Origin of the sequence: Paraburkholderia ginsengiterrae, assembly GCF_001645125.1 — a bacterium.
GTDB lineage: Bacteria > Pseudomonadota > Gammaproteobacteria > Burkholderiales > Burkholderiaceae > Paraburkholderia > Paraburkholderia ginsengiterrae.
The window spans coordinates 41,935-53,478 of the sequence record NZ_LXKA01000337.1; the positions used below are offsets into that span (position 1 = coordinate 41,935).

Annotated in this window: 10 protein-coding genes; 4 read left to right on the forward strand and 6 right to left on the reverse strand. The window is 56.7% G+C overall.

The window, feature by feature from the left end; all coding sequences use genetic code 11:
* Positions 1 to 4: 4 nt before the first annotated feature.
* Both A6V37_RS26720 and A6V37_RS26725 read right to left on the reverse strand, forming a co-directional pair.
* Entirely contained in the window at positions 5 to 961 is a 957-nt protein-coding gene (locus A6V37_RS26720) for a D-2-hydroxyacid dehydrogenase (protein WP_064268244.1), read from the reverse strand.
* A 134-nt stretch (positions 962 to 1,095) separates the two neighbouring features.
* Positions 1,096 to 2,490 carry a short-chain fatty acid transporter gene (locus tag A6V37_RS26725; protein ID WP_082902727.1) on the reverse strand — a complete coding sequence of 465 codons (1,395 nt, stop codon included), beginning with the start codon at positions 2,488 to 2,490 and terminating at the stop codon, positions 1,096 to 1,098.
* Positions 2,491 to 3,023: 533 nt separating this feature from the next.
* On the opposite strand from A6V37_RS26725, the gene A6V37_RS26730 reads away from it, so the two are divergent.
* The 3 genes from A6V37_RS26730 (at position 3,024) to A6V37_RS26740 (ending at position 6,374) form a co-directional block, all read left to right on the forward strand.
* Positions 3,024 to 3,887: an HpcH/HpaI aldolase/citrate lyase family protein gene (locus A6V37_RS26730; RefSeq protein WP_064268243.1), complete on the forward strand. Its 864-nt coding sequence runs from the start codon at positions 3,024 to 3,026 to the stop codon at positions 3,885 to 3,887.
* Between the two features lie 140 nt (positions 3,888 to 4,027).
* Entirely contained in the window at positions 4,028 to 4,945 is a 918-nt protein-coding gene (locus A6V37_RS26735) for a LysR family transcriptional regulator (protein ID WP_064268311.1), read from the forward strand.
* A 193-nt stretch (positions 4,946 to 5,138) separates the two neighbouring features.
* Positions 5,139 to 6,374, forward strand: a complete 1,236-nt coding sequence (locus tag A6V37_RS26740; protein WP_064268242.1) for a MalY/PatB family protein — start codon at positions 5,139 to 5,141, stop codon at positions 6,372 to 6,374.
* Positions 6,375 to 6,980: 606 nt separating this feature from the next.
* On the opposite strand, the gene tcmP is transcribed toward A6V37_RS26740, so the two are convergent.
* Positions 6,981 to 7,820 (reverse strand): three-Cys-motif partner protein TcmP, encoded by an 840-nt coding sequence (tcmP, locus tag A6V37_RS26745; protein WP_242665812.1) that lies wholly within the window; start codon positions 7,818 to 7,820, stop codon positions 6,981 to 6,983.
* A gap of 121 nt (positions 7,821 to 7,941) precedes the next feature.
* Between tcmP and A6V37_RS26750 the strand changes: the two genes are divergently transcribed.
* On the forward strand, positions 7,942 to 9,210 hold the full coding sequence (locus A6V37_RS26750; RefSeq protein ID WP_064268241.1) for a three-Cys-motif partner protein TcmP: 1,269 nt from the start codon (positions 7,942 to 7,944) through the stop codon (positions 9,208 to 9,210).
* A 10-nt stretch (positions 9,211 to 9,220) separates the two neighbouring features.
* Here A6V37_RS26750 and A6V37_RS26755 read toward each other — a convergent pair whose 3' ends face one another.
* The 3 genes from A6V37_RS26755 to A6V37_RS42575 all read right to left on the reverse strand — a co-directional run bounded on the left by A6V37_RS26755 (position 9,221) and on the right by A6V37_RS42575 (position 11,423).
* Positions 9,221 to 9,970 (reverse strand): DUF5131 family protein, encoded by a 750-nt coding sequence (locus tag A6V37_RS26755; RefSeq protein WP_064268240.1) that lies wholly within the window; start codon positions 9,968 to 9,970, stop codon positions 9,221 to 9,223.
* Between the two features lie 533 nt (positions 9,971 to 10,503).
* Positions 10,504 to 10,914 carry an H-NS family nucleoid-associated regulatory protein gene (locus A6V37_RS26760; protein WP_341845766.1) on the reverse strand — a complete coding sequence of 137 codons (411 nt, stop codon included), beginning with the start codon at positions 10,912 to 10,914 and terminating at the stop codon, positions 10,504 to 10,506.
* 305 nt (positions 10,915 to 11,219) lie between these two features.
* The gene (locus tag A6V37_RS42575) at positions 11,220 to 11,423 is read right to left on the reverse strand and encodes a rhomboid family intramembrane serine protease (protein WP_064268238.1); all 204 of its coding nucleotides are present in this window, start codon (positions 11,421 to 11,423) and stop codon (positions 11,220 to 11,222) included.
* Positions 11,424 to 11,544 lie beyond the last annotated feature (121 nt).

Here is an 11,544-nt window from a genome sequence, read left to right on the forward strand (position 1 = left end):
GGAATCAGCACGTCACTACGTATCGCGGCTCACCTCGCACGAAGGCTTCGATATTGTTCGCAATCGTGTTGACGAAGGCTTCAATGGCCTGCGCGCTCGACCACGCAACATGGGGTGTCACGACGAAGTTTGGCAGTTTGATGAGTTCGTTAAACGGATGTCCGTCACCGGGAGGCTCCTGGGTCATCACGTCGAAGCCAGCGCCGGCAATCTGACCTGATTTCAGCGCGTCGAGAAGCGCGTGTTCGTCCACAATTCCACCGCGCGCAGTGTTTAACAGTATCGGCTTGCGCCGCATGAGCTGAAACTGTTCTTGTCCGATAAGATTCCGGGTAGACGCCAGCAACGGGCAATGCACCGTAATTACATCGCTTTCGGACAGAATGGTGTTCAAGGGAAGATAGTCCAGCGATGAATCCAGGGGGCCATCGTGTGCCGCGAACCGGACCTCCATCCCGAATGCCCGCCCTATTCCGGCGACGGCGCGTCCCAGTGCGCCATCGCCGATAACGCCAAGCGATGTGCCATGCAAATCGCGAATCGGGAAGTCGAACAGGCAGAACGTTCCGGCCTCCTGCCATCGGCCATTGCGAAGAGCATGGTCGTACTCCATCAGGCTTCGGCGTAGCGCGAGCATGAGTGCAAAGGTGTGTTCAGGTACGGAGTGCGTGGCGTAGTCTCGGACGTTCGAAACGGTCACACCCATCTCGGAGCAGGCCTCGAGGTCGACCGCGTCGGCTCCCGTCGCGGCAATTGCAACGAACTTAAGTCGGTGAGTACCAGCCAGTATTTTTCTGTCGAGGCGGACTTTGCAGGTGATGACGATGTCCGCATCCGCGATGCGCTCCTCTGTCTGGTCCGCTCGGGTCGCCTCAAATACTTTCAGTTGATGGTCGAAGCGAAGCGCCGGTAGGGTATTGCCCGGCGGCAATGCACTGCTATCAAGGAAAACGACTTTCATTGGTTTGTCAGAAAAAGAAAATTAAAGAGGAAATAGCCGACAGTAGAGGAACCCGGGACCCTCCGACTGTTGGTACATCCCAGGCAAGTAGCCCTGTCTGAGAACATCGGGTCCGAAAATCAGACTTGAGTTGGCTAATGGAGAATGAGCAACGTGCCACCCATCACCGCAAACATGACTGTGAAGATAATGAGAGTGAACCCCATCACGCGGCCCATACCGACGCCGGCGATGGCCAGCAGAGGAATCACCCACATTGGCTGAATCATGTTGGCAACACCCTCACCGAGCGCGACGGCAATAGCGACCGAACTTTGGGAGACGCCAAGGTGCTGCGCGGCCGGCACTACAAACGGCGCCTGGACAATCCAGTGACCGCCAGCGCTAGGCACAAAGAGACTAATGATTGTAGAAGACACGAAAGTCCAGAACGGCAGCGTGGTCGCGCTCGAGAATTTGATGAACACCCCTGCAAGAACGTCGGCTAGGCCAGTGGCGCTCATGATTCCCATGATGCCGCCGTAGAAAGGAAATTGCAGGAGCACGGGGCCAGCAATCCTGGACGCGTTATTGATTGCCTTCAGATAGGACTTCGGTGTCCAGTGCATCGCCATGCCCGCCAGCAGGAACGCGATAACGAGCGTGTTCAGGTCCAGAGTGAGCTTGTGCTCGACAAGCTTGATTCCGAAATAGCCGCATCCCAGCATCACAATCGCCACGTTCAGAATCCATGCGTTGTCGAGACGGCTTGCGAGTGTTCGCGGTCCTTCAGCCTCCGGCCGCACCTCATCCTCCGCCATCAGCTTTTTCGAATCGGCCGCAATTACCTCGCCGCAGCGCGGCTTCACGAAGTGGAGCACCAGCGGAAGAATCACGGCGAGCGCGAAGACGGGAACCAGATTGAGTGGGGACAGGAGGAACTGCGGCATTGGCAGCACATGTCCAGTGACTTTCTCGATGACATTCAGTGGCGAACCAGACATCGCACTGAGCACCGCAATCGAACTGGAGATTCCGCAGACGTAGAACGTCCAGCCGGCGTAGGCCGCAGCAACCAGCCATGCAAAGTCGGCCTCGACACGCTTCGCGATTTCCCGAGCAAAAATCGCTGAAACCACCAGGCCAACGGCCCAATTCATCAGGCCCGCAATTAGCGATACCAGAAAGGTCAGCACCATCGCACCTGTCGCGGAGCGCGGGATTGCCGCAATACGACGAAGAAGCCCGGACACAGGTTTAGAAGTCGCGAGTGCATGACCCGAGACGAGCGTCAAAGCAATCATGAACGCAAACGCGGCAATCTTGAAAACGCCGTCGTACCAGGAGGTGAGTATGTCGGATGGGGACGACTTCGGCGCGACTGCCATGGCAAGGGCGCAGGTGAGCAGCGTCAGCATGATTGCGATGACAAACGGGTCCGGCATAACGCGCTCGGCCAGAAGCACGCACAGCTTCGTCACGCGCCTCAAACCATTTGAAAACACTCCGGACGAGGCTATTGACGGCATTTCGGCGTTGATTTCTTTCATTGATTGTCTCCTTCTCGATGCCGCATGTTGCGGTCAGGGTTTGTTATTGACTGTCGACTTCTGATTCCTTTGATTGCCACCGCTCGTCACCGGCCACCGTGGTGGGTCAGTACCGCGCGCATTCAGCCTGCCGACCAATACGTGAGGTGGCTCTTACGCGTCTAGTGCATTGCCATGGTTAACAAATAATTGTTAACAATTGATGGGCGCAGTCTGACCCGGGTACTGTTGGAACGTCAACTTAGCGTTAACCCCCTGCTTCGCCTCAGCTTAGGCAAACGACGAAGCGGGGTTATCTTGCAGTGTTCGACGGTGCCGAAACCATTGATGGAACGTGATTTGCCGGCCGTCGTACCCTGCCGTGCGCCCACCTCTGCATTAGGTTCCCTATCGCAATGACGTAGAACTCGTTGCTTTACCAAGGTCGCTGTTGTTACTACGCTTTATCCCTCAGACCCTCGGGATGAAAGCCACTCGTCAAGTTTGGGCAGGGGGACGGCGTGAGAATTGATAGATTGACTGAAGGAGCATGGGTGAACTTAGACCGCATCATTCGGGCTCGGCGGAGCTTTATCTTCGCGCCAGGAAACCGTCCGGACATGTTTTCCAAGGCGTTGGCCTGCGGGACCGACATCGTCTGTGTGGACCTTGAGGATGCCATTGCGCCTCATGAGAAAGAAGTGGCGCGCGCCAATGCGTTCGAGCATCTGCCAAAAGCTGACGGGCCCGCTACCGTTGAGCGAGTTATTCGGATAAATTGCCTGCGCACTGTCGATGGCATGAAGGACGTCCAGCGCTTGCTGGATGTTGAGGCCAGTGTTGACGCAATCATGCTGCCGAAGGTGAAGGGTCCCGAAGAAGTGCGCAATCTGAGCGACTTGATGGACGAGTTCAAGGCCACTGCGCGATTGCATGTAATTATCGAGACGAACGAGGGGCTGGAAGCTGCATCGGAGATAGCCCGCTCGAGCGACCGTGTGGAAGCCTTGTTCTTTGGTGGCGTCGACATGGCTGCAGACTTGCGATGCAGGCAAACCTGGAGCGCACTGCTGTATGCCCGCTCGCGCGTTGTCCACGCTGCGGCGATGGCGGGAGTCGACGCCATTGACGTTCCATATCTCGACCTGAGCGACATCGACGGTATGCGGCGTGAAGCCGACTTGTCGGCCGAGCTGGGGTTCACGGGCAAAGGTGCAATTCACCCAAAGCAGATACCTCATATCAACGCGGCATTCATGCCAGACGAATCCACTGTTGCATACGCTCGTCGGGTCCTCGATGCGTTCGAAAAGTGTGGCGCCGGGCTTCTTGTCTTTGAAGGGAAGCTTATAGAGAAGCCGGTAATTCGCAGCTTCGCGCGCATGCTGGCTGTCCACGACGTCGCGTCGCGTCAGTAGCACGGAGGGATGTGATGGATGGTGCTGCGAAGGGGAAAGGGCGAGAAGCGCCAGAGATGGTCTCTGAAGCGACTATCGCTGCGCCAGATTCGTGCTCGACAACCAGGCGCACTTGGCCGCGACGTGCGGGAGCGCGGCGTTTGCCGCCGTTGATATCGCTTGCTTATTTTGAGGCGGCGGCAAGGACTGGCAGCTTCGCCATCGCAGCCAAGGAACTCCATGTAACGCCAGCAGCCATCAGTCAGCAAATCAAAGCGCTGGAAGAATCGCTCGGCATCGAGCTGTTTGTACGCCAGCATCGCAAGGTTTCCATCACACCTGCCGCGAGACGGGTTTTGCCTTTGTTCCAGGAGGGCTTCGGTGCGCTTTCCGAGGCGGTCGAGGAATTGCGCGCCGCAGGGGACGAGAAGTCCGTTGTGACAGTCTGTGCCGAGCCGTTGTTTGCGACCAAATGGTTGGTCCCGCGGCTTCACCGCTTCTATGCCAGATTTCCGGAGGCTGAGGTCCGATTGCAGGCAAGCGTCAACTCGATTGACACATCTGAAGAGGGGCCCATATCGCCGGCTACATTTGCACGGACCGGAGTGGACCTGTCGATACGCTTCGGTTACGGACATTATTCGAATCTCGAAACCACCCTGCTCTTCACTGTTATGTTGGGACCGGTGATGTCGCCCAACAATCGTACGCCACTGCCTACCCTGAAAGAGATTTCGAAACAACCCTTGCTCACCGACAGCGCGACATATCGCTCTCCCGAGCGATTCGGATGGCCGGAGTGGCTACAGCACATGGGTTATCCGGCGCAGGGAAAACTTCGTGAGCAACGCTTTGGAAACGGCCTGCTGTCGCTAGAGGCGACATTGACCGGGCAAGGCGTGCTGCTAACCACAGACCGGCTGGTACGTAGCGAAATTCAGGAAGGCAAACTCGTGGCTCCCTTCGGTTTCACGTATCCGTGCCCATTCTCTTACAACGTCGTCTGCAGTCAAGGCGTGCTCGACAGGGAAATCGTGAAGGCATTCTACGACTGGCTCGTCGAGGAGAGCGTGGCCTAGCGGGCTCGCTGACAAGCTGCGCCTAAGCTGTGGTTAATTTTCTTTCCAGATACTGGCGATTTCACGACCCAAGATTGGAAGCATCTTAACCAGCATAGCGAGGAGAATTGTCGACATCACTTAATGATGCGAAACGACGCGCAACCCGGCCTTGGCGTCGAGCTACCGTTGCGGCCGCACGACCAACAAGTTTATGACTTTCAACTTTGACAAGATTATTTCCCGCCAAGGCACCAACGCGTTGGCGGAGGACGGCTACGAGAACTACCTCTTCGGCGCATCGTCGGCCGAGCCGCTGAACCTTCCATCCGGTGACCTGATTTCCATGTGGGTCGCGGATATGCAGTTCGCAGCGCCTGACGCAGCAATCGATGCTGTCCGGAAGCGCTTGGAGCATCCGATTTTCGGCTACACCATGAACTTCGACGACCAACTGTACGATGCGTTCGGCGCGTGGTGTGAACGGCGGTACGGATGGAGCTTCGAGCGCGAGCAGATGATGGTTTCGCTGGGCGTCATCCCTGCGCTGTTCGCGCTCGTCGAATACATCTGCAATCCAGGTGACAAGGTACTAACCCTGACGCCAGCGTATGGGTATTTCAAGCACGCGGCAGTTCAGCAGGATAGGGAGCTTGTGACGTCGCCAATGCGCGAGTGTGCTAATGGAGATTACGAAATCGACTTCGACGATTTCGAGCGCAAGGTCAGTGACCCGTCTGTAAAGCTGTTTTTCCTGTGTCACCCCCACAATCCGACAGGGCGCGTCTGGACTGAGAATGAACTGCGCAAAATGGCCGAGCTGTGCTTCGCAAACGGCGTCCGCATCGTGTCTGACGAGATTCACTGCGACCTGACGCGCTCGTGTGTGCGGCACGTCCCCCTGGCTAAATTGTTCCCGGAGAGCCAGGACATCATCACCTGCATGGCGGTGAGCAAGACGTTTAACCTGGCAGGCATGATGGTTGCCACGGTCATCATTCCAGACGAGACGTTGAGAACCGTATGGAAGTCGCGTAACTATCCTTTCATCAACCCTCTCAGCCTCGCCGCTGCCGTTGGCGCATACCAGGACGGCGAGGCTTGGCTGGAAGAATTGCGTGTGTACCTCGACAGTAATTTCGAGTTTCTCCGAAAGGAGTTGAGCGCGAAGCTCCCGCTGGCGCGGTTCAAAGTGCCGGAGGCGACGTATCTCGCCTGGGTTGACCTCAGCGCTTACTTCGACAGCTCAATTAACCTGACCAGATTCTTCCTCGAGAACGCGGGCGTCATCCTTGAAGGCGGCGAAATGTTTGTCGATAACGGCGCTCAGCGAATCAGGCTCAATCTCGCCAGCCCGACACATCAGGTCCAGGCTGCACTCGATAAGATTCGCGATGCGATATTGAATCGAGCAGATGCTGGCACCACACAGACATTGATGTCAGCCTGAAGCGAAATGGTCGAGGCGCAGCGCCGGCCATCACTATCCCGTTAGTTCGTGTCGCAAAGAACCAGGACCGCTTCTACTCAATCCGGCAGCGTAGACTGCTGGTCACAAGCGTAATGTAACTACGACTGAATCGCCATAGTCAATACGGACCGTGGCAGTAATGCCATGTGTGCATCACACTCAAGATAAGTGACAAAGCCGGTTTCCAGCATTTCCTCCGCCCGGCGCGCAATCGAAATTGTTGAGGGTTGTCGTGGCGAAGTCCGGCACTTGGCGTAATGCAGTTCGACCCGAAAAGTTGTCTTGCAGCATTCGACTTCCGGAATCCATCGAGCTCCTCGAACATTTGCTCAATTTGCTATGCAACCGTTCCTTGCTTTGGTGCGCTAGTGCGCATACCCGTACAGAAATGAGCAGAGAGGATGGGACGCGTTGGAACGTAAAAGGTACCTCAACGGAGTAGTCCGGCTGTATGCCGATAGGGGGCGAAAAGTCGCGAAGACGTTAAGGGAGAAGCTCTGCGGCTATGGGGTAGTGGCGGAGATAGTCGAACATATGAGGCGCAGTGGGAGGCCCTGCGAAATATGAGGCAGAATCCGGACTGGTTTAGAACCCCGGCAGCGACTGTTGGCGCGAGGTCGGTATCGCAGCATCGTTCCAAAGCTTCGTCGCGAGGGGATGACGGGCGAGATGGATGAGCCGGTAGAGAGGTCCCTTGTTCATATTGACGAATAGCGGCTTGCTTTGTGCGACTTGCATCTTCGTCAGGTCTGTTACGAGCGTTTCCCAATATTTCAAGTAAGCGCCGACCAGTTCGTGCTTCGGTACTGCGTCGAGTCGCAGATTGTTGCGCCAGCCAGGCGCTGCCGCATCCAGCCTCGAGCTGGCCAAGTTGAAGTCGCCATCGATGTTTCGCTGGACATCCATCACACTAAAGTGAATCAGGATGTCGATATTCGGCCGAGCGGACAGCTTGCGGATAATCTCGAAGTCCAGGTGCTCGATGTTGAACGGGTCGAGGAACGCGAAGTGCAATCCCTTCGGCAGTGCGTCGAGCACCCAGTCGACGGTTACAGATGCTGTGCCTACGCATGCTCGGACATTGGCGCCGGCGGAGCGAAGGCGCGTCGCGCATGCTTCCACGCTGCCCGCGTCAGCATCGCCGATGTAAATCTCGTTGAACGGAGCGCCACCCTTCTCGGATATGCGCCATGCCGCTAACACTCCACCATCCGAGATGGTTTTTGAGTCACGGTTCATGACGCGCCCAGGACCGGAGAAGAGGTCGATGAACGAGGCGTAAGGCCATTTCGCACGCGCCATACGGGCGGAGTCGATGTAGCGCGAAAGTGCCACGTGCTTGTTTTCCGACCACGCGCCAACCTTCATGACCGGCAAACCATCGGCAGGGTCGATGGCAACCTCGTCTTCCTGTTTGCTGTTCACGCTTTGTGTCCCGTTTTTTGGGCTCAATTGGGAGATTAAATAGTATGCCGTGATTTCGAAATATTTACTAAAACCTGATAATCTTTCGAGAGACCAAGGGCCACACCACATAACACAGCGAATGGCAAAGTCAAAAGATAAGTATCTCTGGCAAGTCGGGGAGCCGCCGCCGATTCTCGACCAGCACAGTGCCGTAAAGCACTCGATTGTCGAAAGCTACGTTCAGAGATACATCGAAACGGTGATGTCTCAGGCCATTATTCCGAAGCTGACTTTGTCATTGGTCGATGGTTTTGCGGGCGGAGGGGAGTACATCAGCGAAGCCGGCATATCGGTCGATGGAACGCCACCTTTGATGCTGCGCGCGACGCACGCGGCTCGCGCCAGCATAAATGTTGGTCGCAGAGTTACGGAACGCGAGGTCGACGCCGAGTTCTTCTTCATCGAGAAACGGCGAGAGTCAGCAAAGTATCTGCGCGAACACATTGATAAGCGGCGCGCGGAAGGGAGTATTGCTGACATGGACTATCAGCGAACGACCATCCGGAATGCGAGTTTCGTGGACGAATTGCCTGGAATCGTCGCGCGAATCAAACAGCGTCGCGGTGGCTTTCGCTCCATCTTTCTGCTCGACCAGTACAGCTACAACGCCATACCGATGAGCATGCTTCGATGGCTAATGTCGGAGCTACCAGGCGCCGAGGTCATCATGACCTTCAACGTCGATTCCCTGCTTACGTACATCAGTGACAGAGAAGCGAATCGGAAGGCGGTCCGCGGCGTTGACCTCGAAGGCTACATCCCATGGGAGCACCTCGGACAAATCAAGGCGGAGCATGGCCGGGCATCGCTGCAAAGATACGTCGCGCATGGCATTAAGGAGGAGACGGGCGCACCGTTTATGACGTTGTTCTTTGTCCGCCCCAACGCAGCGAACCCTTGGAGCTACTGGCTCGTGCATCTGTCGCAGCGCTACAAGGCGCACGACGTCATGAAGTCACTACATTGGGACCACTCAAGCGAGTTCGGACATGAGCTTGAACCAGGGCTTTTCATCCTTGGCTATGACCCGAAGCGTGATGAGGAATACAACGGCCAGTCGTCACTTTTGTTCGATAAAAGTGGGGAGCAACGCTGTATTGAGACGCTGACCGACGACCTCGGTCGCGTATTGTCCAGTCAGCAGCGACCTGTCTCGGTCGCGCAACTGTTCACGGGAAATATCTCAAACACAATCGCAGACGAGGCTCGTCTGCAGAAGGTGCTCCGTAGCCTGCACGCCGCAGGCACAATCGCGGTGTCGAACAAAGAAGACCGAGCGCGGCGACCGTCGAAGCTGTATCGCCCGACCGACATCATCGAATACTCCCGGCAACTGCGGTTCACCTGAGCCGACGTGGTCAGGTTAGCAGACCTCGTTCGGGCATATCGTCCCAGGTGCGTCCTTCAAGAAGCCGGCCGTTGGCTGTCTTGGAGCGGCGCACCCCGTCGCTCCCCCAGGTGCCCCATTGCTTGAAGAAGAACTTCACACCTCGCTCCTCGCACTGAACCTTGACGTTCTGCACCCAGTCTTCGTGCATCGGGCGTGCCTTCGGGCCAGATTCCCCGCCGACAATTACCCAATCAATGTTCTCGAGATTCAGGGTGCCCAAGTCCTCGAGCAGCGGCTCGACGGACAAGAACCGAACGCCGCCTTCCACGCGACGCAGCTCGTCGATTCTCGGTAGGCCGTGCCGGCGGTCCTCGACGGTCACGCCAAGCCACGCATTCGCTGGCATCTCTCGGCGGCTGCAATAGGACGCCAGGCGCTCTGCGCGCTTCGTGAGTATCTGAAAGGTGTGCTGAGGGCATGCTCGAATCGAATCGAACACCTGCGTGATGTAGGCGTCCGACACGGAGCGGTGGAACAGGTCCGACATCGAGTTGACGAAGTAGACCGTCGGGCTTTTCCGCTTCAGCGGCTCGTCCAAGCGGTTGGGCAGAAGGGTCAGCTTGAAGCCATTTTCATAGCCTGGAGTCCCCATGGCGTGCAAACGCTTCGCCATACCTTCGGCGTAGCAGTTTTTGCAGCCCTTAGAGATTTTCGTGCAACCCACTGTCGGGTTCCACGTGCGCTCCGTCCACTCAATTTTGCTTTGCCCGCCGCTCATTGTCCGACCTCTCAATTTTAGTTTGCGATTTTATCGAGCTTCCTGCGGCTGCTACGAAATAGCCATACTTTCGTCATGTGGTCGCGTTTGTCCGAATGCTTCCATGCGACAAACGAGAGAAAAATGGACCACGCATCCGCGTCAGGCGCCTTAGCAGTATAGAGACCGAGACTGTATATTTATACAGTGGATGAGTAAATATGATTGAGTGATAGCGGGAAATAGGCGCGGCCTATGCGCCGCCCGGAGAGTTCCAAGAAAGTGCTCCCGGCCAATACCAGCAAGGCTTTTAAAACAGGACAAGGAACGGACATCTCCAGCGAACATCTTGGGCACGGTGCGCTATGACGGCACGCAAAGCAAGAGTCTGAGGGCACCCTGCGAGACGAAATGCGCGAACAGCTGCACCGAGCCATGGACCGGGTTGCTTGTGCGCAATCGGTCTTGGAAACAATGGGGGCAGTGAGACGCCACGGAAACTTTGGCCTTAGTACGGGGCGATGCCCATTACTATGGCGGCAATTACAGGGCGCTTACGACGGTCGAACTGTCGCCAATCGCGTGCCGACGAACGGGTCTCGACTCCAGTCAATCGCTGGACGTCCGCGGCTAATCGACATTGACGGCTTCTCAACAGCAAAGTGCGTAAGTGACTGCCCAGCGCTCGTCGCTTGCCTCAGCCACTGGGGCGTATCGCCCTTGCCATCCCACGTGTCGCCGAAAGCACTGCGATAACGTGCCGAATTTTGGCGGGTCCTTTCCTCGGCGATTGCCGCGGCGACGTCGCCCATCTTGATGCCAACCTTCGCCATCTTGTTGCGTAGGTATGCAATCATACTTTGGCGTCTTTGCTCATCCATGTCGGTTTCCCCTTCGAAGTTCCAGCCTCGTAGCGGTCTCGTGTCGTCTCGCCGACGCGCCCGGCCACTAGATGATTCGGACATACCAAGTATCCTGTCGAGAAAAGCTGCCGTCGATGTGCGATTCCTGAAAACAGTGTTGCAGCCAGAGTGGCAAAACCGGCAGGCTCGCCCGTCTCACTCAGTCTGGGGATGGCGCGCGCCGAGGCCGTGCCGTTTCAGTTTCCTGACAGAACGTACGGTAGCTGACGCCAAACTTCCAGACGGGGTTGCCGCCATCGGTATCGGGGACCTGTTAGCGACACGCCGAGCGGCGATGCTGAGGAACCAGCGAGCCACTCCCGACGCGGCTTTTCCAGAACGGTTTATAGACCGTAAATGTGAAAATGTCAGGCCTGACGGCGTAGCGTTTGTCGCGACAGGCGGGCGGCAATGATGCCACCCATTGCGCCACCGAGATGACTCTGCCACGACACTCCCGGGTAAATGGGCAGCAGGCCGAACAGCAGGCTCAGTCCATAGCCGCTGGTCACGAAGAGGGCGACGAGTATTGAGACAAGGCCGCGCGTGTAGATGCCGCGTGCAACTGTCAAACGCAATCTCAAGTTGATACAGCGTCGGACGCAAACGCAATTTAAATTTGATACACCTGCGCATACGGTTATTAGCTGAGTGCTGCCTCCTTCGAATTGCGTTTGCGTTTGACGTCGTCCG

Bases quoted from the DNA above. Each gene is read 5' to 3' on its own strand.
- A6V37_RS26740 (WP_064268242.1), top strand. From the start codon at position 5,139: ATGACTTTCAACTTTGACAAGATTATTTCCCGCCAAGGCACCAACGCG.
- A6V37_RS26755 (WP_064268240.1), bottom strand. From the start codon at position 9,970: ATGAGCGGCGGGCAAAGCAAAATTGAGTGGACGGAGCGCACGTGGAAC.
- A6V37_RS26720 (WP_064268244.1), bottom strand. From the start codon at position 961: ATGAAAGTCGTTTTCCTTGATAGCAGTGCATTGCCGCCGGGCAATACC.
- A6V37_RS26760 (WP_341845766.1), bottom strand. From the start codon at position 10,914: ATGTCCGAATCATCTAGTGGCCGGGCGCGTCGGCGAGACGACACGAGA.
- A6V37_RS26725 (WP_082902727.1), bottom strand. From the start codon at position 2,490: ATGAAAGAAATCAACGCCGAAATGCCGTCAATAGCCTCGTCCGGAGTG.
- A6V37_RS26750 (WP_064268241.1), top strand. From the start codon at position 7,942: ATGGCAAAGTCAAAAGATAAGTATCTCTGGCAAGTCGGGGAGCCGCCG.